This window comes from Jiella soli (assembly GCF_020615385.1).
Taxonomy (GTDB): domain Bacteria; phylum Pseudomonadota; class Alphaproteobacteria; order Rhizobiales; family Rhizobiaceae; genus VKMB-3413.
The window spans coordinates 64,600-85,179 of sequence record NZ_JAJAVB010000024.1 but is presented as its reverse complement, the minus strand read 5'-3'; the positions used below and the strand labels follow the sequence as shown (position 1 = coordinate 85,179).

The following is a 20,580-nucleotide window of genomic DNA, read 5'->3' as shown; positions in this document are numbered from 1 at the left end:
AATGCGGCCGTTCCGGCCCGACCCATGGCAGGCGCCGCCGAAGAACGAATAACAAGGAACGCGCATAAATGCCTGAGCGGCCACAGCATCTGCAGGATCTCTTCCTAAACACGGTCCGCAAGCAGAAAATTTCGTTGACGATCTTTTTGGTCAACGGCGTAAAGCTTACGGGGGTTGTTACCTCATTTGACAATTTCTGCGTGCTATTGCGGCGGGATGGCCATTCGCAGCTCGTCTACAAGCACGCGATCTCCACGATCATGCCGTCGCAGCCGGTCCAGATGTATGACGGCGGCGACGAGGACAGGAACGACTGATTGACAGAACCTCGCGAATCCGGACCCCGCGGTCCGATCGAGCATCGCCGCGTCGCCACCCGGGCCGCGGTTTTCGTGCCGACCTTCCGGAACTTCACCGCTGCCGATGAGTCCGGCGGCTCGGCCAGCGAGGTCACGCGCCGCAGTGACGATGCAAGGCTCGCCGAGGCACTCGGCCTTGCCGCTGCGATCGATCTCGACATCGTCGCCAGCGGCGTCGTCGGCGGGTCCAAGCCACGGCCGGCGACACTGATCGGCGCCGGCAAGGTCGAGGAGCTGAAGGGGACGGTGGCGGCCGAGGAAATCGGCCTCGTCGTCTTCGACCATCCGCTGACCCCGGTCCAGCAGCGCAACCTGGAAAAGGAACTAGGCGCCAAGGTGCTCGACCGCACAGGGCTGATCCTCGAGATCTTCGGCCGGCGCGCGCGCACCAAGGAAGGTCGGCTGCAGGTGGAGCTCGCCCATCTCAACTACCAGCGCGGCCGCCTCGTGCGCTCCTGGACTCATCTGGAGCGCCAGCGCGGCGGCGCCGGCTTCATGGGCGGGCCCGGCGAAACCCAGATCGAGGCGGATCGCCGGCAGCTGCAGGACAAGATCAAGAGGCTCGAACGCGAGCTCGACCAGGTTAAGCGGACGCGCCAGCTGCACCGCTCCAAGCGGCAGAAGGTGCCGCATCCGGTCATCGCCCTGGTCGGCTACACCAATGCCGGCAAGTCGACCCTGTTCAACCGGTTGACCGGGTCCGACGTCTTCGCCAGGAACCTTCTCTTCGCGACGCTCGACCCGACGCTGCGCCGCACGGTGCTGCCGCACGGGACCGAGGTGATGTTCTCCGACACGGTCGGCTTCGTCTCCGACCTGCCGACGCATCTCGTCGCGGCCTTCCGGGCGACGCTGGAGGAGGTGATCGAGGCCGATCTGATCCTGCATGTGCGCGACATGGCGGATCCCGACACGCTCGCCCAGGCGGACGACGTGAAGAAGATCCTGCACGATCTGGAGATCGACGCGGAGGATTCCCACCACGTCGTCGAGGTTTGGAACAAGATCGATCTTCTCGACGAGCCCGGCCGCAACCATCTGGCGACGGTTCGCGAGGGGCTGCCGGATCCTGCGGCGGCGCATCTGGTCTCCGCGGTGACGGGCGAGGGGACGACGGCGCTTCTTGCCGACATCGAGAACCGTATCGCCGGCGCGCTCTGCGCCGTCACGCTCGATCTGCAGCCGGATGCAATGAGCGTGCTGCCCTGGCTCTACAAGAATGCCTCGGTGCAGACGCGGGACGACCGCGAGGACGGCGCGGTCTCGCTGACCGTGGAACTGACTGCACAGGCGCGCACGGAGCTGCGCCGGATGAGCGAGCAGGTCGCCGGCGTCTCGATCCACTGATCCGGACGTTCGGGAAGGGCCGCCGGACCTCGCGTCGGCAGCGGACTATACATCACAATCAAAAAGCCGCGGGCCATGGGCGCGCGGCTTTTTCGTAATCACAACGATTGGGGTCCGCCGCAGCCTCGAAAGCCGCGCGACCGGCACTCTCAGGTGCCGGTTTCGATCAGCATGAAGGCGGGGATGTCGTCGCCGAAGCCGACGGGCTGCTTGCCGTTGTCCTCGCCACCGCGACCGCGGTTTGCCGGCGAGGGCGATCCGGCGTTGCGGCCGCGCCCGGATGCGGTGGGCCTGGCGCGATCGGAGTTCGCCGCGGTCCGGCTGCTGCTGCGCGAAGCGCGCGCGGTGGAAGGAGCGGCCTGAGCGGCAGCCGCCGGCGCCTCGCTAATCTCCTCCACCGGTACGGCGAGTTCGCCGGCCTCGGCCCGGGTGACGGCCGGCTCCTCGACAGCGGCCGGCGTATCGGTCGTCTTGCCGCGCCGGCGGCTTGGCCGCTCGGTCCGCTCTTCTTCGCCTTCCCGGCGTCTGGTTCCCCCGCTGGCGCGCCGGCTGCTTGTGCGCCGGCCGGGCTTTTCCTCGGCCTCTTCGGCCGGCAGCGACGAGACGTCGCCGCCATGCCAGGCAATCTCGGTGCCGAGCATCTTCTCGATCGCGTCGAGATGTTTCCTGTCGGCCTTGGTCACCAGCGTGAAGGCCTTGCCCGAGCGGCCCGCACGACCCGTGCGCCCGATGCGGTGGACGTAATCCTCGGCATGGATCGGAACGTCGAAGTTGAAGACGTGGCTGACCGCGGGGATGTCGAGGCCGCGCGCCGCGACGTCGGAGGCGACGAGCAACTGGATCTGGTTGTCCCGAAAGCCTTGCAGCATCGCCGTGCGCGAGCGCTGGTCCATGTCGCCATGCAGCGCGCCGGCCGAAAATCCGTGCTTTTCCAGCGAGCGGAACAGGGTCGACACGTCCCGCTTGCGATTGCAGAAGATGATCGCGTTGGTCAGCTCGTCCTGCTCGCGGATGACCTGGCGCAGCGTCTCGCGCTTGGCATAGTCGGTCTTGTGCGAGGCAACGAGGCGCTGGGTCACGGTCAGCGCCGCAGAGGCCTGCTTGGCGACCTCGACCCGGACCGGGTTCTGCAGGAACTGCTCGGTCAACCGGGTGATCTCCGGCGGCATGGTGGCCGAGAAGAACAGCGTCTGCCGGGTGAAGGGCAGGAGCTTGCAGATCCGCTCGATGTCCGGAATGAAGCCCATGTCGAGCATGCGATCGGCTTCGTCGATCACCAGGATCTCGACTCCGGTCAGAAGCAGCTTGCCGCGCTCGAAATGGTCGAGAAGCCGGCCGGGCGTGGCGATCAGGACGTCGACACCACGGTCGATCTTCTTGTCCTGGTCGCCGAAGGACATGCCGCCGATCAAAAGCGCGACGTTGACCTTCTGGTCCTTGCCGTACTTGTTGAACGAGTCTTCGACCTGCGCGGCGAGTTCGCGCGTCGGCTCGATGATCAGCGTGCGCGGCATGCGCGCGCGGGCGCGGCCCTTTTCCAGATGCGTCAGCATCGGCAGAACGAAGGATGCCGTCTTGCCGGTGCCGGTCTGGGCGATGCCGAGCACGTCGCGCCGCTGAAGCGCATGCGGAATGGCTTGTTCCTGGATCGGCGTGGGTTCGCGATAGCCGGCGGCTTCGACGGCCGCCAAAACCTTGGCGCTGAGGCCGAGTTCGGAAAAGAGTGTCAAGCTGGCAGTTCTCTACAAATGGAGACGATGGCGCGGTCGCGCCGTTCAAGGCCCATGCTACTGGGGCGATAGGGCGACCGCAGTCGCGAGTCAACCTTGGACCAACATATAGGGCCTGTTTTGCGGACTTGGAGGGCCAAATTCATGAAATCGACAAGCATTGTCCTCGTGCCGGGCCTGCTTTGCACCGGCGAACTCTACCGCCACCAGATCGAGGCGCTCGGCGCCGACTGCCTGATTGCGGATACGCTGCAAGATGCCACGATCACCGCGATGGCGGAACGTCTCCTGGCCGAAGCGCCCCGGCGCTTCGTGCTGTGCGGGCTGTCGATGGGCGGATATGTCGCTCTCGAAGTCATGCGGCTCGCGCCTGATCGCGTCTTCGGCCTTGCCCTCATGGCCACCAGCGCGCGGCCCGATACGCCGGAGCAGACCGAAGCGCGGCGGCGCCTGATCGCGTTCGCCGCACGGGCCGGCATCGCGGCGGTCGGCGATGTCCTTGCCGACCGCCTGTTCGCTCCCGAGGCGGCCCGCGACCCGGTACTGAGGGCGCTGACGGTCACCATGGCCGAAGCTGTCGGGATCCAGGCCTTCATCCGCCAGCAGGAAGCGATCATCGCGCGGCGGGACCAGACAGATCTCCTGTCCGGTGTCGCGGCGCCGACGGAAGTTCTCGCCGGCATCCTCGACCAGATCATCGACCCGGCCCGCTCGCGGGAGATGGCGGCTGCGATCCCCGGCGCGCACCTCACCATGATCGAGGGTGGCGGCCACCTGGTGACGCTGGAGGCGCCGGATCCCGCGACCGCGGCGCTGCGCCGGCTTGTAGCGGCGGCCTCCTGACCGGCATCGCGCTTTCCGGCAGAGTGTCCCGCGACGTATCACCAGGGCCGATATGTGGGGAGAGTTCGGCAGGCCGGTGCGAGGAGCCCGTCGCGGGCATCCCCTCCGACCTGCCAGCCGTCGAAAGCCTCAGTTGGTAGAGGGGCCGAAGTCGTAGGGTTGGCCCGGATGGAAACGCAACTCGTAGGTTTCGGACAGTTCCGCGCCGGTCGGGACGATCTCGAAGAACAGCATCAGGCTGTTCGGATCGACATCGCTCGGCTCGTCCGCACGATAGCCGAGGATCGCGCCGTCCACCTTCGAGATCTCCGTGATCTCGGTCGTCGAGAGGACGGTGTAGTCGGTCCCCTTGGTCTCGATCTGCTGGACGAAGAAATGCGACTTGGCGTTTTCGCCGCTCGGCTGTGCGATCACCGTGCGCCAGACACCCTGCCTGTCGCCGTTGGTCCAGGGCCCGACGATCTGGACGTCCTGGACCATCGGGGTGAGGCCTTCGACCACGGACGCAATATCCGTCGCCGACGATCCGGCCTCGGCAGTCTTTCCGGTCGCCTCGGCCTGACCGGCGGGTGCCGTGTCGGACGCAGGAGCTTGTGTCGCCTGCGGCGCGATCTGGTCTGCCGGAGCTGCCGGCTCCGCAGCCATGGCCGGCGCAGCCTCGGCGGCGGGCGTCTCCGCCTTGTCCGGCGACGGTGTGGTCTGGGCGAGGGAAGCCACCGGTCCGAGCGCGAGGGCGAGCGCGAGGCCTGTCGACAAGAGCAGTTGTCGGTTCACGAGTGATCTCCGCGTTGAGGGCTCCGCGATCTGCGCTGCTGTCGCATCCCTGCGCCGTCCGGAGCCGCGTGACGAAATGGCTGATCCGCCTTCGATGCCAAACTCGTGCGACAGCATTAAGATGCCGCGCAATCAGATGTCGAGATCTTCCGCAAAGGCAGCCCGCTCCTGGATGAAGCGGAAGCGAAGGTCCGGCTTGTTGCCCATCAGCGCCTCGACTGCGCCGGAGGTGCCGGCTTCCGGCGTCTCGTCCATGACGACCTTGAGAAGCGTGCGCTTCCGAGGGTCCATCGTGGTCTCCTTGAGCTGGCCCGGCAGCATTTCGCCGAGACCCTTGAAGCGCGAGACCTCGATCTTGCCTTTGCCCTTGAACTCGCGCGCGACCAACTGTTCGCGGTGACGGTCGTCGCGGGCATAGGCGGTCTTGCCGCCCTGGGTCAGCTTGTAGAGCGGAGGGACGGCGAGGAAGAGATGGCCGCCGCGGATCAGCTCCGGCATCTCCTGATAGAAGAAGGTGATAAGGAGCGAGGCGATATGGGCGCCGTCGACGTCGGCGTCCGTCATGATGATGACTCGCTCGTAGCGCAGGTCCAGCTCGCGGTATTTGGCCCTTGTGCCGCAACCGAGCGCCTGGATCAGGTCGGCGAGCTGCTGGTTCGCGCCAAGCTTGTCGCGTCCGGCGCTGGCGACGTTGAGGATCTTGCCGCGCAGGGGCAGGATCGCCTGGATCTTGCGGTCGCGCGCCTGCTTGGCCGAGCCGCCGGCCGAATCGCCCTCGACTATGAAGATCTCGGCGCCCGCCGCGCCCGTCTGAGAGCAGTCCGCCAGCTTGCCGGGAAGCCGCAACTTGCGCGTCGCCGTCTTGCGGCTGACCTCCTTCTCCTGGCGGCGGCGCAGCCGCTCGTCGGCGCGCTCGACGACCCAGTCGATCAGCCTGGCTGCGTCCTGCGGTGAGGAGGCGAGCCAGATGTCAAAGGAATCGCGCATCGACTGCTCGACGATCCGCTGCGCCTCGACCGTCGCCAGCCGGTCCTTGGTCTGCCCGACGAATTCCGGCTCGCGGATGAACACCGACAGCATGGCCGACGCGGTCTGCATGATGTCGTCGGATGTGACGATCGACGCCCGCTTGTTGCCGGAGACCTCGGCAAAGGCCTTGATGCCGCGCAGGAGCACCGCACGCAGGCCCGCTTCGTGGCTGCCGCCTTCCGGCGTCGGGATGGTGTTGCAGTAGGAGCGGACGAAGCCGTCCTCCGGCGTCCAGCTGACCGCCCATTCCACCGCGCCGTGGCCGGAGACCTTCTCCGTGCGGCCGGCGAAGATCTGCGACGTCACCCGGTGCTCGGTGCCGAGGGTGGAATCGAGATAGTCCTTCAGCCCGCCTGGAAAGTGGAAGGTCTCGCGCGCCGGAACCGGGCCATCCGCCGTAATCAGGCTCTGGTCGCAGGACCAGCGGATCTCGACGCCGCCGAAGAGATAGGCCTTGGAGCGGGCCATGGCGAAGAGCCGTTCCGGCCGGAACTTGACGCCGGCGCCGAAGATATCGGGGTCGGGCCGGAAGCGCACCCGTGTCCCGCGGCGGTTCTGGATCTCACCGACCTCGGTCAGCTCGCCGGTCGCATGGCCGCGCGAATAGGTCTGGCGATAGAGCTTGCGGTTGCGGGCGACCTCGACCTCGAGCTTTTCCGACAGCGCGTTGACGACGGAAACGCCGACGCCGTGCAGGCCGCCGGAGGTCTCGTATACCTTGGAATCGAACTTTCCGCCGGCGTGCAGCGTCGTCATGATGACTTCGAGCGCCGAACGGTTCTTGTATTTGGGATGCGGGTCGACCGGGATGCCGCGGCCGTTGTCTGTGACGGAGAGCGTGCCGTCGGCCTCCAGCGAGACCTCGATGAAATTGGCGTGCCCGGCCGTCGCCTCGTCCATCGCATTGTCGATGACCTCGGCGAAGAGGTGGTGGACGGCCTTCTCGTCGGTGCCGCCGATATACATGCCGGGGCGCCGGCGCACCGGCTCCAGCCCCTCCAGAACCTCGATATCGGCAGCGGTGTAATCGGCGCCGGGAACGAACTCCTGCGGCGGCTTTCTGGACGGAGATGCGGGCTTGGGCGCCGCGGGCTTGCGAGCGGCGTTGCCCGAAAACAGGTCGTCGCTCATCGGCTGGAAAATCCTCGTTGGCTCGAAGGGGTCTCATGCTGCGCCGCGATCATGGCTCCTTGCTATACTTTCACGAAATGTTCTTCAAGCGTCGGGCTCTGCGACCTGGGCCTGATCAGTGGTGATTTTCCGCTTTTCCACGGGGTTTTCGTGGATTTCGGTGCTGACGCCAGCGGAGCGCTGTCAGGCCGTGCCGGTCTCGACGGGAAGGACGACGACTTTCGTCCCGACGGGAACCCGGCGATAAAGATCGATGATGTCCTGATTGAAGAGACGAATGCAGCCGGAAGAAACCTTCGTGCCAATCGTCCAGGGCTCGACGGTGCCGTGAAGCCGATACAGCGTGTCGCGCCCGTCCCGGTAGAGATAGAGGGCGCGTGGGCCGAGGGGATTGGTCGGGCCGCCCGGCAGGCCGTCCCGATAGGGTTCGTAGCGCGCGTGTTCGCGGGCGATCATGTCCGGCGTCGGCGTCCAGCGCGGCCATTCCGCCTTGCGGGCGATCACCGCTTCGCCGACGAAGTTGAAATCGTCCATCCTGCCGACGCCGACGCCGTAGCGAAGGGCGCGGCCATTCTCCTGAACGAGATGGGCAAAGCGCCGGTTGGGATCGACCACCACCGTGCCGACAGGGTGCGTCGTCGGGCAGGTCACCTCCTGGCGCAGGAATTTCGGATCGGCGAGCCGCGACAGATCGACGGCGGCCACGGGGAAGGGCTCGCCTTCGACGGCGGCGTACATCGAGGCATAGCCGCTGTCTTCTCGCCAATCCACCAGGCGATGCGCCGGGTTCTGGCTCACGCAGCCGGCAAGGCTCGATGCCATGCCGGCGAGCATGGTTCTGCGGTTCAGTGGTGATGTCATCTCAGTCCCTCGATTGTGTCTTGAGGCATAGCCGAGAGAGCGATATGAACAATGGTGATGGCGTGATACCAGTCATAGCTGATTGGAATGGATATGGATCTCAGCGCCGCGTTGCGGGTTTTTCTGCGCACCGTCGAACGAGGCTCGATGACCGGCGCGGGCGAGGATCTCTCGCTCTCCCAGCCGGCGGTGTCGAAGCATCTCGCCAATCTGGAACGGCATGTGCAGGCAAGGCTTTTCGAGCGATCCTCGCGGGCCGTCAGGCCGACCCTTGCGGGGCAGGCGCTCTATGAGCGAAGCCGCTCGGCGCTGGCAGAGCTCGACGCGGCGATCGAGGGCGTGAGGCTCGACCAGGGGCGGATCGAGGGATCGCTGCGCATTCATGCGCCATCTTGCGTCGGCGCGCGGGCGATCCACCCGATCGTGATGGGCTATCGCGACAGCCACCCCGACGTTGCCGTGACCCTCATTCTGGAAAATCGGTCGGTCGATCTGATCTACGAGAATTTCGATCTCGCTATCCGCTACGGTCGGCCGGATGTGCAGGATCTCGTCGTGCGCCGGCTCGGGCTCGTCCAGCGAGTGCTGGCCGCAAGTCCCGGCTTCCTCGCCGCGCACGGATCGCTCGAGACGATCGAACAGCTCCAGGCGGTGCCGCTCGTCGTCAGTTCGAACGTTCTCACGCCTCGGGGGGCCTTGTCGCTTTCCCAGGGCAAGCAGCGGCTGGAGGTCGACGTCAGCCCTTCGATCCACACCAACGACGCCAACGTCATCGCGCAAACGCTGCTGTCTGGCCACGCCGCAGGGCCGGTGCAGACGCTGCTGGTGAACGACGCGCTGGCCGACGGCCGGCTGGTCCGGATTCTGCCGCGATACGAGGTCAAGCCGGCCGAGATGTTCCTCGCCTATCCCTCGCTCAGATACATGCGCAGCGTCGTTCGCAGCTTCGCCGACGAGTTGGCCGGGCAACTCGCACGGATCGACGGGATCGCCTGAATCACGAGGGTAAAGCGCGCTCTGCGGTGGCGACAAAAAAGGGCGCCCGTTGCCGGACGCCCGTCTTCGTTGATCGTGTTTGAGCGGTTCGCCTCAGATCGAGTAGTACATGTCGAACTCGATCGGATGCGGCGTCATCTCGTAGCGCAGCACCTCGGCCATCTTCAGGTCGATGAAGGCGTCGATCTGGTCGTCGTCGAAGACGCCGCCGGCCTTCAGGAACTCGCGGTCGGCATCGAGCGACTCCATCGCCTCGCGCAGCGACCGGCAGACCGTCGGGATCTCCTTCAGCTCCTCCGGCGGTAGGTCGTAGAGATCCTTGTCCATGGCCGAGCCCGGGTGGATCTTGTTCTTGATGCCGTCGAGGCCGGCCATCAGCATGGCCGAGAAGGCGAGGTAGGGGTTCGCCGTCGGGTCGGGGAAGCGGACCTCGACGCGCTTGGCCTTCGGAGACTGCCCGAAGGGGATGCGGCAGGAGGCCGAGCGGTTGCGAGCCGAATAGGCGAGCAGCACCGGCGCCTCGAAGCCGGGGACCAGGCGCTTGAACGAGTTGGTCGAGGGGTTGGTGAAGGCGTTCAGCGCCTTGGCATGCTTGATGATGCCGCCGATATAGAACAGCGCGTTCTCCGACAGGCCGGCATATTCGTTGCCCGCGAAGGTCGGCTTGCCGCCCTTCCAGATCGACTGGTGGACGTGCATGCCTGAGCCGTTGTCGCCATAGACCGGCTTCGGCATGAAGGTCGCGGTCTTGCCGTAGGCGTTGGCGACCTGATGGATCACGTATTTGTAGATCTGCATCTTGTCGGCGTTGCGGGTCAGCGTGTCGAACTTGATGCCAAGTTCGTGCTGGGCCGCCGCCACCTCGTGATGGTGCTTCTCGACCGAGACGCCCATCTCGGCCATGACCGTCAGCATCTCCGAGCGCATGTCCTGGCACGAGTCGACCGGCGGAACCGGGAAGTAGCCGCCCTTGGTGCGCGGGCGGTGGCCGAGATTGCCGGTCTCGTATTCGGTGTCGTCGTTAGACGGCAGTTCGGTCGAATCGAGCTGGAAGCCGGTATTGTACGGATCGGCCTTGAAGCGGACGTCGTCGAAGATGAAGAACTCGGCCTCGGGGCCGAAAAAGGCGGTGTCGCCGGTGCCGGACTGCGTCAGGAAGGCCTCGGCCTTCTTCGCCGTGGAGCGCGGGTCGCGATTGTAGGCCTCGCCGGAGATCGGGTCGAGAATGTCGCAGACGATGGCCATGGTCGACTGCGCGAAGAACGGGTCCATGTAGGCCGTCTCGGGGTCCGGCATCAGCACCATGTCGGATTCGTTGATCGCCTTCCAGCCGGCGATGGACGAGCCGTCGAACATCGAGCCTTCCGAGAACATGTCCTCGTCGACGATGGAGACGTCCATCGTGACGTGTTGCGTCTTGCCCTTGGGATCGGTGAAGCGCAGGTCGACGAATTTGACGTCGTTGTCCTTGATCTGCTTCAGAATGTCGTTGGCGCTCGTCATGGCAACCCTTCCTGTTGTCGATGATTCGGGTGAGTGTGGAGGCGCGGTGCGATCAGATCGCGTCGGTGCCGGATTCGCCGGTGCGGATGCGGATCGCTTCCTCGATGTTGGACACGAAGATCTTGCCGTCGCCGATCCGGCCGGTCTGAGCCGCCTTACGGATCGCCTCGACGGCGGCGGCGACGGCTTCGTCGCCGAGCACGACCTCGACCTTCACCTTCGGCAGGAAGTCGACCACGTATTCGGCACCGCGATAGAGCTCGGTATGTCCCTTCTGGCGGCCGAAGCCCTTGGCCTCGGTGACCGTGATGCCCTGCAATCCGACCTCCTGCAGCGCTTCCTTGACCTCATCCAGCTTGAACGGCTTGATGATCGCCTCGACCTTCTTCATCGACATTCCTTTTCGATCTTGTCCCCCGTCACGGGCCGCCGGCCCGCTGACCGGCGTTGAAGCACGAGGCGTGCCAACAGGCGGGTCCTGCGCCGTGAGGGGATGGAAATAGTCCTCGGGTCGCTGGCAGGCGAGCACTCCCACTGCCATGATGCCAAACCGGCTCGCCAAAGCCAATCTAGGCGGAAGCGACGCCCTGCAAGCGATTTTCTCATGAGCTACATGAGGCTTTCGCCGCTGTCACGCGATATGCCTAGAAATTGGTCAATGTGATGCCGAAACGAGCTGAGACGATGCCGAAAGAGCGGGCAAATGAGACCGTTCTCTTGACGCCCGCCGAAATGGGACGCGCCGACCGCGCAACCATCGACGCGGGCACCCCTGGAATTGTCCTCATGGACAGGGCGGCGCGCGCCGTCGCTTCGGAACTTTCGACGCGCTTTCCGGCCGCCCGGCGCGTGGCGCTGCTCGCCGGACCGGGCAACAATGGCGGCGACGCCTTTGCCGCCGCATGGCATCTGGCGGGGGCCGGGCACGAGGTGAGCGTTTTCGCGCTGCAGCCGGTCTCGAACCTGTCCGGCGATGCGGCGATCGCCGCCGCCGGCCTCGCCGATCCGCCGGCCCCGCTCTCGGCCTTCGAGCCGCCGTCCTTCGACGTGGTAGTCGATGGGCTGTTCGGCGCCGGCCTGTCGCGGGCCGTGGAGGGCGAGGCGGCGCGGGCGATCGCCCGGCTGAACGAGAGCGACGTGGCGGTCGTGGCGGTCGATCTTCCCTCTGGCGTATCCGGGGCGAGCGGGCAGGTTCTCGGCTCTGCCGTCCGGGCCGACGTCACCGTCACCTTCTTCCGCCTGAAGCCCGGCCATCTCCTCGAGCCTGGACGCAGCCTCTGCGGCGAAACGATCGTCGCTGACATTGGCATCGGGGCGGCCGTTCTGAGGGACATCGCGCCGAAGGCATTCGCCAACGGCCCGGGTTTGTGGCGTCCCGGCGTGAGCCTCCCGACGGAGGCCGGCCACAAATACGATCGCGGCCATGCCGTCGTCTTCTCCGGACCGGCATCGAAGACGGGCGCGGCGCGGCTGGCGGCGTCGGCGGCCCTGAGAGCCGGGGCGGGGCTCGTTACGATCTTCGCACCGAGCGCCGCGATCCTCGTCAACGCCGCGCATCTGACCGCGGTCATGCTGCGGCGCTGCGAGAATGCGTCGGAGCTTGCCGAACATCTCGAAGACCCGCGCTTCAACGCCTTCGTGCTCGGCCCAGGGTTCGGCGCCGGAGAGAGCGCCCGTCTCTATGCCGAGGCAATCCTTGCGGCTGGGCGTCGTCTCGTGCTCGATGCCGACGGCATCACCGCCTTTCAGGATGAGGCGGACACTCTCTTTGGCGCCGCTCGCGCCGCCGCCGGACAGGCCGGCGCCGAACCGGCGCTGGTGCTGACGCCGCATGCGGGCGAGTTCAAGCGGCTGTTTCCCGACCTTGCGGAGGATGGGGCGCTGTCGAAGCTCGAGCGGGCGCGGCTCGCCGCAGAGCGCTCCGGCGCCGTCCTCGTCCTCAAGGGACGCGATACGGTGATCGCCGCGCCGGACGGGCGCGCCGCGATCAACGCGACCGGCACCAAATGGCTTGCCACGGCCGGAACGGGGGACGTTCTCGCCGGCATGGTGGCGGGCGCACTGGCGCAGGAAACGGCGAGTTTCGAGGCGGCTGCGGCGGCCGTGTGGATGCATGGCAAGGCCGCCGAAGCCTTCGGACCGGGTCTGATCTCGGAAGACCTGCCGGCCATGCTGCCGCGGGTCTGGGCCGAACTCACCGAGTGAGTCAGCCGCTAGGTGAGTCGCAAGCGGCTGCGCCGCCGCGCGCTAATCGCCACTTGGCGGGACGGCGTCCCGCTACCACCAATGCCGGGGCCCGCCCGCGCCGAATCCTCGACCTCGTCCGGCTTGCCGGGCGCGTGTTCTGTCGGGAGCCTAGATCCCGGACCCCGCCTCTTCCTCGAAATCGCTCTCCAGCGCCGGTTCCGGCCATTCGCCGGCCTCCTCGACCGCAGCGTGGGCGGATGGCGGCTGGGGCAGGGGCATCCAGGCGACGAGCTCGTCGTCCTCATAGGTGACGAGACTGTCGGGTCCCGTGTCCGCGGCGATCCAGCACCGCTCCGAGCTCCCGCGCGGAGATGCCCAGCGCACGGTGTCGACCTCGGCCGGGCCCTGTTCGCCCCCGCGCACAGTGACCAGGATGCGCCGCCCGTCGCGCTCGGCGCTCACCATCGGCAGCCATGCCGGCTTCTGGCCATTCGTCATCGTCTCTCTCCCATCTGCGGCGACCCATGGTCGCATCGATCCGCCGGATATGCGGCAAGTCTTTGGCGTTCCTTCGAGCCGGCGCGAGCCGTCCCCCTCCTGAGCCGGTCCCGCCGGAGATCGCGGCCACCCTCGCAGGGCAGCAGCGGATCTCACCCGGATCTTGGGCGATGTCCACGCCGTAATCCAGCCGGATTGGCGGGCGTCCGGTTGCAGGATCGTGTTCGGGACTCTGGAAGCGTTGCAGCCGGTTGGCGGGCTTCACCTTGCGGCGGGCGCGCCGGGTCGAGCGCATCCGTTGCCGCGCCACGGCCGATCATGAGTGGGCATTCTTCTTGACTAACACCGGCAAAGGCTGGTTGCGCCACGCCTTCCCGCCTTGCTTCGGGCCGGAGAAGGCGGTAACCCTCGCCGCATTGCGGCAGACCGGCCGGCCGAACGCGTTCGGCCGAGGCCGAGGGCGCCTGGGTGAGGGCTTCGATCTCGACTGGACGCATTGCAGAAAGCGTTGGCGTTTCCGTAAGTTAGCCTTGCGGCCCGGCCTCCGCGAACCGATATGAGGATTGAAAGACGCGATGAGCGCATTGCTGGCATCCTACCTGCCGATCGTCATCTTCGTCGGCGTCGCCATGATCATCGGCCTGGCCCTTCTGGTCTCGCCCTTCCTCGTGGCCTTCAAGGCGCCCGACGACGAGAAGATGTCGGCCTATGAGTGCGGCTTCGATGCGTTCGACGATTCGCGCATGAAGTTCGACGTCCGGTTCTATCTGGTCTCGATCCTGTTCATCATCTTCGATCTCGAAGTGGCCTTCCTCTTTCCGTGGGCCGCGAGCTTCGGGACGCTCGGCTGGTTTGGCTTCTGGTCGATGATGGTGTTTCTCGGGGTGCTGACGGTTGGCTTCATCTACGAGTGGAAGAAGGGCGCATTGGAATGGGATTGATCTCGCGCGAGAATCCTATGGCCGTCAATTCGGCCGAGGCGGGCCTTGGGGCTGGCGGTCCCGGCCGGAGCGTCGCGCCGGCACACGATCCGTTCGTCACCGACGTCAATAACGAGCTGGCCGACAAGGGCTTCATCGTCACCTCGACGGAAGACCTGATCCAGTGGGCGCGTACCGGCTCTCTGATGTGGATGACCTTCGGTCTCGCCTGCTGTGCCGTCGAGATGATGCAGATGTCGATGCCGCGCTATGACGCCGAGCGGTTCGGCTTCGCGCCGCGCGCTTCGCCACGCCAGTCGGACGTCATGATCGTCGCGGGGACGCTGACCAACAAGATGGCGCCGGCCCTGCGCAAGGTCTACGACCAGATGCCGGAGCCCCGCTACGTCATCTCCATGGGCTCCTGTGCCAATGGCGGCGGCTATTATCACTATTCCTATTCGGTGGTGCGCGGCTGCGACCGGGTCGTGCCGGTCGACATCTACGTGCCCGGCTGCCCGCCGACCGCGGAGGCGCTGCTCTACGGCGTCCTGCTTCTGCAGAAGAAGATCCGCCGCACCGGCACGATCGAGCGCTGAGTCGGAGGGTCTGAAGATGCGCGAATTCGCCACCAAGGACTTGGCCGACTACATCGCCGAGACGCTCGGCGACCGGCTGGACGAGCACTTCTTCCGCTTCGGCGAGTTGACGCTGGTCGTCGCGCCGGAGGACATTCTCAGGGTCATGACCTTCCTGCGCGACGATCCGCAGACGCAGTTCGTCAATATGACCGATCTCTGCGGCGTCGACTATCCGGCCCGGGAGAAGCGCTTCGAGGTCGTCTATCACCTCCTGTCGCCGCGGCAGAACCAGCGCATCCGGGTCAAGATCCGGACCGCCGAGGACGATCCCGTTCCCTCCGTCTCGGACATCTTCCCGGTGGCCGACTGGTACGAGCGGGAGGCCTACGATCTTTACGGCATCCTGTTCACCGGCCATCCGGACCTGCGCCGTATCCTTACCGACTACGGGTTCGAGGGCTATCCCCTGCGCAAGGACTTCCCGCTGACCGGCTTCGTCGAGGTCCACTACGACGAAGAGAAGAAGCAGGTGGTCTACGAACCGGTCGAACTGCGGCAGGAGTTCCGCTCGTTCGACTTCCTGTCGCCCTGGGAAGGCACCGATTACGTGCTTCCCGGCGACGAGAAGGCCAGGCAATAGGCGAGGGTACCTGCGATGGCGATCAAGCAACTGCAAGCCAAATGCCTTTGCGGGGGCATCCGCATCGATGCCGACTTCGAGACCGTCGATATCGGCGCCTGTCACTGCGACACCTGTCGGCGCTGGTCCGGCGGGCCCTTCCTCGCGATCGCCGGTGCCGAGAACGTCGTCCTGGCCGGCACCGATCTGCTGACGGTCTACAAGTCCTCGGAATGGGGCGAGCGCGGCTTCTGCAAGGCCTGTGGCACGGCGCTGTTCTGGCGAAGCCAGGACGGCGAGCACTATGCGCTGTCGGCGACGACGCTCAATGACCTCGGCGATGCCCGGCTGACGTCGGAGATCTTCATCGACTCCAAGCCGGATTGGTACGAGTTCGCGAACGAGACCCAGAAGATGACCGGCGCCGAGTTCTTCGCCATGATGGCGCCCACGCAGGAAGAGCCGAATGGCTGAGATCGACGTCCGCAACTTCAACATCAATTTCGGTCCGCAACATCCTGCGGCGCATGGCGTTCTGCGGCTCGTGCTGGAACTCGACGGCGAGATCGTCGAGCGCGTCGATCCGCATATCGGCCTTCTGCATCGCGGTACCGAGAAGCTGATCGAGCACAAGACCTACCTTCAGGCGATCCCCTATTTCGACCGGCTCGACTATGTCGCGCCGATGAATCAGGAGCACGCCTTCTGCCTCGCGATCGAGCGGCTGGCAGGCGTCGAGGTGCCGACCCGCGGTCAGCTGATCCGCGTCCTCTACTCCGAGATCGGCCGCATTCTGTCGCATCTTCTCAACGTCACCACGCAGGCGATGGATGTCGGCGCGCTGACGCCGCCGCTCTGGGGTTTCGAGGAGCGCGAGAAGCTGATGGTCTTCTACGAGCGCGCCTCCGGCTCGCGTCTCCATGCCGCCTATTTCCGTCCGGGCGGCGTGCATGAGGATCTGCCGCCGCAGCTTGTCGAGGATATCGGCAATTGGTGCGATCCATTCCTGGAAGTCTGCGACGATATCGAGAGCCTCCTCACCGACAACCGCATCTTCAAGCAGCGCAACGTCGATATCGGCGTCGTCACGCTGGAAGACGCGTGGGCGATGGGCTTTTCCGGCGTCATGGTCCGCGGATCGGGGGCAGCGTGGGATCTGCGCAAGGCGCAGCCCTACGAGTGCTACGACCAGATGGAATTCGACATTCCGGTCGGCAAGAACGGCGACTGCTACGATCGCTATCTGATCCGCATGGTCGAGATGCGCGAAGCCGTGAAGATCATGAAGCAGTGCGTGGAGCGCCTGACGTCTACGGCGGGCGCCGGTCCGGTGTCGTCTCTGGAAGGCAAGGTCGTTCCGCCCAAGCGCGGCCAGATGAAGCGCTCGATGGAAGCGCTGATCCACCACTTCAAGCTTTACACGGAAGGGTTCCACCTGCCCGAGGGCGAGGTCTATGCCGCGGTCGAGGCCCCGAAGGGCGAGTTCGGCGTCTATCTCGTCGCCGACGGCACCAACAAGCCCTATCGCTGCAAGATCAAGGCGCCGGGCTTCGCGCATCTCCAGGCGATGGACGTCATGTGCAAGGGCCACATGCTGGCCGACGTCTCGGCGATCCTCGGAACGCTCGACATCGTGTTCGGCGAGGTCGATCGCTGATTCGGTAGCGAGGGAGCGGGCGTAGTAGTCTGATGCCATGATGAAAGCAGAGCCTTCCGACACAAAGCCGATGACGACCGACGAGTTCTTCGCCTGGTGCGACGGCCTTCCTGATAGTGAGCGCTACGAGCTGGTCGAAGGCGAGCCCGTACGGCTGCAGTCGGAGCGCATCCGGCACGCTGAGTCCAAGGCGAGCGCTTGGCTCGCCCTGCGGACGGCGATCAGGAGCCGGGGCCTCGACTGCCACGCGTTCATCGACGGTGTGAGCGTGCGCATTGATGATCATACGGTGCGCGAGCCGGACGCGCTGGTGCATTGCGGACCGTACGACCCCGACGACATCATCGCGACCAATCCTGTGGTGGTGGTCGAGGTGGCGTCGCCATCGACCTTCAAGACCGATGCGGGCCGCAAGCTGCTCGACTATTTCGTCCTGCCCTCAATCTGCCACTACCTCATCCTGGCCCCCGAGCAGGCCCGTGTCGTCCATCATCGCCGCTCGTCGATCGAAGGCGAAATCCTCACGCGCATCCTCGGACGCGAAGCTACGGTCGATCTTTCCCCGCCCGGCATCGTCGTTTCGGTGGATGCACTTCTCGGTGCCTGATGAACCCCTCCCGAGAGGTTCCAACAGGGCCGAAACCTGCGGCGCCTCGCCACTGGCCTTTTGCCGGTCATGTGGTAGAACGCGCCGCAACACACGCATGTTGAACTGGTTCTAAAGTCGAGGTCCGATGTCCGTCAGACGTCTCGCGGAAGATGCCGTCCAACCCACGGGCTTTATGTTCTCGGAAGAGAACGCCGCCTGGGCCGAGATGACCATCCGCAAATATCCCGAGGGTCGTCAGCAGTCCGCGGTGATTCCCCTTCTGATGCGTGCGCAGGATCAGGATGGCTGGGTGACCAAGGCGGCGATCGAGCATGTCGCCGACATGCTGAAGATGCCGCTGATCCGGGTGCTGGAAGTTGCGACCTTCTACACGCAGTTCCAGCTGAAGCCGGTCGGCACCAAGGCGCATGTCCAGGTCTGCGGGACGACGCCCTGCATGCTGCGTGGGTCCGAAGACCTGAAGGCAGTCTGCCGCAAGAAGATCCACGCCGAGCCGTTCCACCGCAACGAGGCCGGAACGCTCTCCTGGGAGGAAGTCGAGTGCCTCGGCGCCTGCGTCAACGCGCCGATGGTGATGATCTTTCAGGACACCTACGAGGATCTGACGCCGGAGCGGCTGGAGGAGATCATCGATCTCTTCGAGGCCGGACGGGCGGAAGAGGTGAAGCCGGGTCCGCAGAACGGGCGGCATCTGTCGGCGCCGATCGGCGGCCTCACCAGCCTCACCGGCGATTATGACGACATCATCGAGACGCAGCGTCGCGAAGCGGGGCACGGTCCGGCCGATGGGGCTCCGCCGCAAGGTGAGGGGGGGGGTGCCGCTGCGACGCCTCCGTCCAAGGCGGGGCGGCCCGACACCGACGCGCCGGAGACCGATCCCGCGATCGCGGCTCCCGGCAAGGCGCAGGACGGCAATGCCGTCGAGGCGGGCGAGCGCGAGGAGAGCGACGAGCTCACCGCCGAGGCTCACGCTCCCGCGGCCGGGCAGACCGGCGGAACGCAGCAGGGCGAGACCGGCGAGGCGGAGCGCGACGCGCTCGAAGTCGGTCAGGTCTCCGGCGATTCGCCGGCGGCCGATGCGCAGGCCACGGGCGGCGACCTGCGCGCCAAGGAAGCGGCGGCCGAGGCGGCCGTCATTCCGGAATCGCATCAGGTCGACGACGCACTCAACCCCGACCATTCGCGGCCGCAGCCCGGGGGCGGTTACGATCGTGCCGGGACCGACCAGGCGGGTGTCGACGAGGTCGAGGGCCGCCGGAGGCAAACCTCCGACGAGACGCCCGGACCCGTCATCCGCGATCATTTCGCGAGCGAGGCCGAGGAAGTTCAGGAGGAGTCGGAGCCGGGAGAAAAGCCCGCCGATCTCCTCGATGGGCCGCAGGGCGAGCCCGATGATCTCAAGGAGATCCGGGGCATCGGCCCGGTCATCGAGGGCAAGCTGAACGAGCTCGGCGTCTTCCATTTCTGGCAGATCGCCAAATGGCGCGAGGTCGAGCTGATCTGGATCGACAATTACCTCAACTTCCGTGGCCGTGCGGTCCGCGAAGGGTGGATCGAGCAGGCCAAGGAGCTCGAAAAGCGCCCGTCCGCGGGCGGCGGCGCGTGATGCGGGCGAGGAGAGACTGAGATGCTTCAGGACAAGGACCGCATCTTCACCAATATCTACGGTCTTCGGGACAAGAGCCTGAAGGCCGCGATGAAACGCGGGCATTTCGACGGCACCGCCGACATCATCGGCAAGGGTCGCGACTGGATCATCAACGAGATGAAGGCGTCGGGTCTGAGGGGACGCGGCGGCGCGGGCTTTCCCACGGGTCTGAAGTGGTCGTTCATGCCGAAGGAAGTCGGCGAGCGCCCGCACTATCTGGTCGTCAATGCCGACGAATCCGAGCCCGGTACCTGCAAGGACCGGGAGATCATGCGGAACGACCCGTTCACGCTGATCGAGGGCTGCATCATCGCCGGCTTCGCCATGCAGGCGCATGCGGCCTACATCTATATTCGCGGCGAATATGTCCGCGAGCGTCAGGCGCTGCAGCGGGCGATCGACGAGTGCTACGAGGCGGGTCTGCTCGGGCCGGACAACAAGTGCGGCTGGGACTACGACATCATCGTCCATCACGGCGCCGGCGCCTATATCTGCGGCGAGGAGACAGCGCTTCTCGAAAGCCTCGAGGGCAAGAAGGGCCAGCCGCGGCTGAAGCCGCCCTTCCCGGCGAATGTCGGCCTCTATGGCTGCCCGACGACGGTCAACAACGTTGAGTCGATCGCGGTGGCTCCGACCATCCTCAGACGCGGCGGCGGCTGGTTCGCCGGCATCGGCCGGCAGAACAACACCGGCACCAAGCTGTTCTGCATCTCCGGTCATGTCGAGCAGCCCTGCACGGTCGAGGAGGCGATGGGCATCTCATTCCGCGAGCTGATCGAGAAGCATTGCGGCGGCATCCGCGGCGGCTGGGACAATCTCCTCGCTGTCATTCCGGGGGGCTCCTCGGTGCCGCTGGTCCCGGGCGCCGACATCGTCGAGGCGCCGATGGACTTCGACGGGCTGAAGGAGATCAAGACCTCGCTCGGCACCGCCGCGGTGATCGTCATGGACAAGTCCACCGACATCGTGAAGGCGATCGCGCGGATCTCCTACTTCTACAAGCACGAGAGCTGCGGCCAGTGCACGCCCTGCCGCGAGGGCACGGGCTGGATGTGGCGCGTGATGGAGCGCATGGCGACGGGGCACGCCCAGAAGCGTGAGATCGACATGCTGCTCGACGTCACCAAGCAGGTCGAGGGGCACACGATCTGCGCGCTCGGCGATGCCGCGGCTTGGCCGATCCAAGGCCTGGTGCGGCACTTCCGCGCCGAGATCGAGCGCCGCATCGACGAGTATTCGCACAATGCTCACGAGGTGCGGCCGGTGCTCGAGGCGGCGGAGTAGGGG

Annotated in this window: 20 protein-coding genes; 13 read left to right on the top strand and 7 right to left on the bottom strand. The window is 65.8% G+C overall.

The annotated features are described in order from the left end of the window. Positions 1 to 68: 68 nt before the first annotated feature. Both hfq and hflX read left to right on the top strand, forming a co-directional pair. A complete protein-coding gene (hfq, locus tag LH400_RS13925) occupies positions 69 to 317 on the top strand; it encodes an RNA chaperone Hfq (RefSeq protein WP_229153334.1) in 249 nt (82 codons plus the stop codon). Then, positions 318 to 1,706: a GTPase HflX gene (gene hflX / locus LH400_RS13920; RefSeq protein WP_255617353.1), complete on the top strand. Its 1,389-nt coding sequence runs from the start codon at positions 318 to 320 to the stop codon at positions 1,704 to 1,706. Positions 1,707 to 1,855: 149 nt separating this feature from the next. Here the strand turns inward: hflX and LH400_RS13915 are convergent, their stop codons facing one another. After that, entirely contained in the window at positions 1,856 to 3,436 is a 1,581-nt protein-coding gene (locus tag LH400_RS13915) for a DEAD/DEAH box helicase (protein ID WP_229153333.1), read from the bottom strand. Positions 3,437 to 3,580: 144 nt separating this feature from the next. Between LH400_RS13915 and LH400_RS13910 the strand changes: the two genes are divergently transcribed. After that, positions 3,581 to 4,279 carry an alpha/beta fold hydrolase gene (locus LH400_RS13910; RefSeq protein ID WP_229153332.1) on the top strand — a complete coding sequence of 233 codons (699 nt, stop codon included), beginning with the start codon at positions 3,581 to 3,583 and terminating at the stop codon, positions 4,277 to 4,279. Between the two features lie 129 nt (positions 4,280 to 4,408). On the opposite strand, the gene LH400_RS13905 is transcribed toward LH400_RS13910, so the two are convergent. The 3 genes from LH400_RS13905 to LH400_RS13895 form a co-directional block, all read right to left on the bottom strand. Then, entirely contained in the window at positions 4,409 to 5,053 is a 645-nt protein-coding gene (locus LH400_RS13905) for a hypothetical protein (protein WP_229153331.1), read from the bottom strand. Between the two features lie 132 nt (positions 5,054 to 5,185). Further along, positions 5,186 to 7,213, bottom strand: a complete 2,028-nt coding sequence (parE, locus tag LH400_RS13900; RefSeq protein ID WP_229153330.1) for a DNA topoisomerase IV subunit B — start codon at positions 7,211 to 7,213, stop codon at positions 5,186 to 5,188. Between the two features lie 183 nt (positions 7,214 to 7,396). Beyond that, entirely contained in the window at positions 7,397 to 8,074 is a 678-nt protein-coding gene (locus tag LH400_RS13895; protein ID WP_229153329.1) for a L,D-transpeptidase, read from the bottom strand. A 93-nt stretch (positions 8,075 to 8,167) separates the two neighbouring features. On the opposite strand from LH400_RS13895, the gene LH400_RS13890 reads away from it, so the two are divergent. Continuing rightward, a complete protein-coding gene (locus tag LH400_RS13890) occupies positions 8,168 to 9,070 on the top strand; it encodes a LysR family transcriptional regulator (RefSeq protein ID WP_229153328.1) in 903 nt (300 codons plus the stop codon). Between the two features lie 93 nt (positions 9,071 to 9,163). Here LH400_RS13890 and glnA read toward each other — a convergent pair whose 3' ends face one another. Beyond that, on the bottom strand, positions 9,164 to 10,573 hold the full coding sequence (gene glnA, locus LH400_RS13885) for a type I glutamate--ammonia ligase (protein ID WP_229153327.1): 1,410 nt from the start codon (positions 10,571 to 10,573) through the stop codon (positions 9,164 to 9,166). A 52-nt stretch (positions 10,574 to 10,625) separates the two neighbouring features. After that, a complete protein-coding gene (locus LH400_RS13880) occupies positions 10,626 to 10,964 on the bottom strand; it encodes a P-II family nitrogen regulator (protein ID WP_229153326.1) in 339 nt (112 codons plus the stop codon). Between the two features lie 293 nt (positions 10,965 to 11,257). Here LH400_RS13880 and LH400_RS13875 point away from each other — a divergent pair, with 293 nt between their 5' ends. Continuing rightward, a complete protein-coding gene (locus tag LH400_RS13875; RefSeq protein ID WP_229153325.1) occupies positions 11,258 to 12,778 on the top strand; it encodes an NAD(P)H-hydrate dehydratase in 1,521 nt (506 codons plus the stop codon). 150 nt (positions 12,779 to 12,928) lie between these two features. On the opposite strand, the gene LH400_RS13870 is transcribed toward LH400_RS13875, so the two are convergent. After that, positions 12,929 to 13,258 carry a hypothetical protein gene (locus tag LH400_RS13870; protein ID WP_229153324.1) on the bottom strand — a complete coding sequence of 110 codons (330 nt, stop codon included), beginning with the start codon at positions 13,256 to 13,258 and terminating at the stop codon, positions 12,929 to 12,931. A 575-nt stretch (positions 13,259 to 13,833) separates the two neighbouring features. Between LH400_RS13870 and LH400_RS13865 the strand changes: the two genes are divergently transcribed. The 8 genes from LH400_RS13865 to nuoF all read left to right on the top strand — a co-directional run bounded on the left by LH400_RS13865 (position 13,834) and on the right by nuoF (position 20,577). Beyond that, entirely contained in the window at positions 13,834 to 14,199 is a 366-nt protein-coding gene (locus tag LH400_RS13865) for an NADH-quinone oxidoreductase subunit A (protein WP_229153323.1), read from the top strand. Further along, positions 14,190 to 14,777, top strand: a complete 588-nt coding sequence (locus LH400_RS13860; protein ID WP_370638391.1) for a NuoB/complex I 20 kDa subunit family protein — start codon at positions 14,190 to 14,192, stop codon at positions 14,775 to 14,777. Before LH400_RS13865 ends, LH400_RS13860 begins: the two co-directional genes overlap by 10 nt. 16 nt (positions 14,778 to 14,793) lie before the next feature. Continuing rightward, positions 14,794 to 15,399: an NADH-quinone oxidoreductase subunit C gene (locus tag LH400_RS13855; protein WP_229153321.1), complete on the top strand. Its 606-nt coding sequence runs from the start codon at positions 14,794 to 14,796 to the stop codon at positions 15,397 to 15,399. A gap of 15 nt (positions 15,400 to 15,414) precedes the next feature. Further along, on the top strand, positions 15,415 to 15,852 hold the full coding sequence (locus LH400_RS13850) for a GFA family protein (protein ID WP_229153320.1): 438 nt from the start codon (positions 15,415 to 15,417) through the stop codon (positions 15,850 to 15,852). Continuing rightward, on the top strand, positions 15,845 to 17,035 hold the full coding sequence (locus LH400_RS13845; RefSeq protein WP_229153319.1) for an NADH-quinone oxidoreductase subunit D: 1,191 nt from the start codon (positions 15,845 to 15,847) through the stop codon (positions 17,033 to 17,035). The genes LH400_RS13850 and LH400_RS13845 overlap by 8 nt, the downstream gene beginning before the upstream one ends. Before the next feature lie 70 nt (positions 17,036 to 17,105). Further along, on the top strand, positions 17,106 to 17,642 hold the full coding sequence (locus LH400_RS13840; RefSeq protein WP_229153318.1) for a Uma2 family endonuclease: 537 nt from the start codon (positions 17,106 to 17,108) through the stop codon (positions 17,640 to 17,642). Positions 17,643 to 17,769: 127 nt separating this feature from the next. Beyond that, the gene (nuoE, locus tag LH400_RS13835; protein ID WP_229153317.1) at positions 17,770 to 19,251 is read left to right on the top strand and encodes an NADH-quinone oxidoreductase subunit NuoE; all 1,482 of its coding nucleotides are present in this window, start codon (positions 17,770 to 17,772) and stop codon (positions 19,249 to 19,251) included. A gap of 21 nt (positions 19,252 to 19,272) precedes the next feature. After that, on the top strand, positions 19,273 to 20,577 hold the full coding sequence (gene nuoF / locus LH400_RS13830) for an NADH-quinone oxidoreductase subunit NuoF (RefSeq protein ID WP_229153316.1): 1,305 nt from the start codon (positions 19,273 to 19,275) through the stop codon (positions 20,575 to 20,577). Positions 20,578 to 20,580 lie beyond the last annotated feature (3 nt).

Bases quoted from the DNA above. Each gene is read 5' to 3' on its own strand.
- LH400_RS13875 (WP_229153325.1), top strand. From the start codon at position 11,258: ATGCCGAAAGAGCGGGCAAATGAGACCGTTCTCTTGACGCCCGCCGAA.
- LH400_RS13845 (WP_229153319.1), top strand. From the start codon at position 15,845: ATGGCTGAGATCGACGTCCGCAACTTCAACATCAATTTCGGTCCGCAA.
- parE (WP_229153330.1), bottom strand. From the start codon at position 7,213: ATGAGCGACGACCTGTTTTCGGGCAACGCCGCTCGCAAGCCCGCGGCG.
- LH400_RS13870 (WP_229153324.1), bottom strand. From the start codon at position 13,258: ATGACGAATGGCCAGAAGCCGGCATGGCTGCCGATGGTGAGCGCCGAG.
- LH400_RS13840 (WP_229153318.1), top strand. From the start codon at position 17,106: ATGACGACCGACGAGTTCTTCGCCTGGTGCGACGGCCTTCCTGATAGT.
- hfq (WP_229153334.1), top strand. From the start codon at position 69: ATGCCTGAGCGGCCACAGCATCTGCAGGATCTCTTCCTAAACACGGTC.
- LH400_RS13895 (WP_229153329.1), bottom strand. From the start codon at position 8,074: ATGACATCACCACTGAACCGCAGAACCATGCTCGCCGGCATGGCATCG.
- LH400_RS13855 (WP_229153321.1), top strand. From the start codon at position 14,794: ATGCGCGAATTCGCCACCAAGGACTTGGCCGACTACATCGCCGAGACG.
- LH400_RS13880 (WP_229153326.1), bottom strand. From the start codon at position 10,964: ATGAAGAAGGTCGAGGCGATCATCAAGCCGTTCAAGCTGGATGAGGTC.
- LH400_RS13890 (WP_229153328.1), top strand. From the start codon at position 8,168: ATGGATCTCAGCGCCGCGTTGCGGGTTTTTCTGCGCACCGTCGAACGA.
- LH400_RS13850 (WP_229153320.1), top strand. From the start codon at position 15,415: ATGGCGATCAAGCAACTGCAAGCCAAATGCCTTTGCGGGGGCATCCGC.
- LH400_RS13910 (WP_229153332.1), top strand. From the start codon at position 3,581: ATGAAATCGACAAGCATTGTCCTCGTGCCGGGCCTGCTTTGCACCGGC.
- nuoE (WP_229153317.1), top strand. From the start codon at position 17,770: ATGTCCGTCAGACGTCTCGCGGAAGATGCCGTCCAACCCACGGGCTTT.
- LH400_RS13865 (WP_229153323.1), top strand. From the start codon at position 13,834: ATGAGCGCATTGCTGGCATCCTACCTGCCGATCGTCATCTTCGTCGGC.
- glnA (WP_229153327.1), bottom strand. From the start codon at position 10,573: ATGACGAGCGCCAACGACATTCTGAAGCAGATCAAGGACAACGACGTC.
- nuoF (WP_229153316.1), top strand. From the start codon at position 19,273: ATGCTTCAGGACAAGGACCGCATCTTCACCAATATCTACGGTCTTCGG.
- LH400_RS13860 (WP_370638391.1), top strand. From the start codon at position 14,190: ATGGGATTGATCTCGCGCGAGAATCCTATGGCCGTCAATTCGGCCGAG.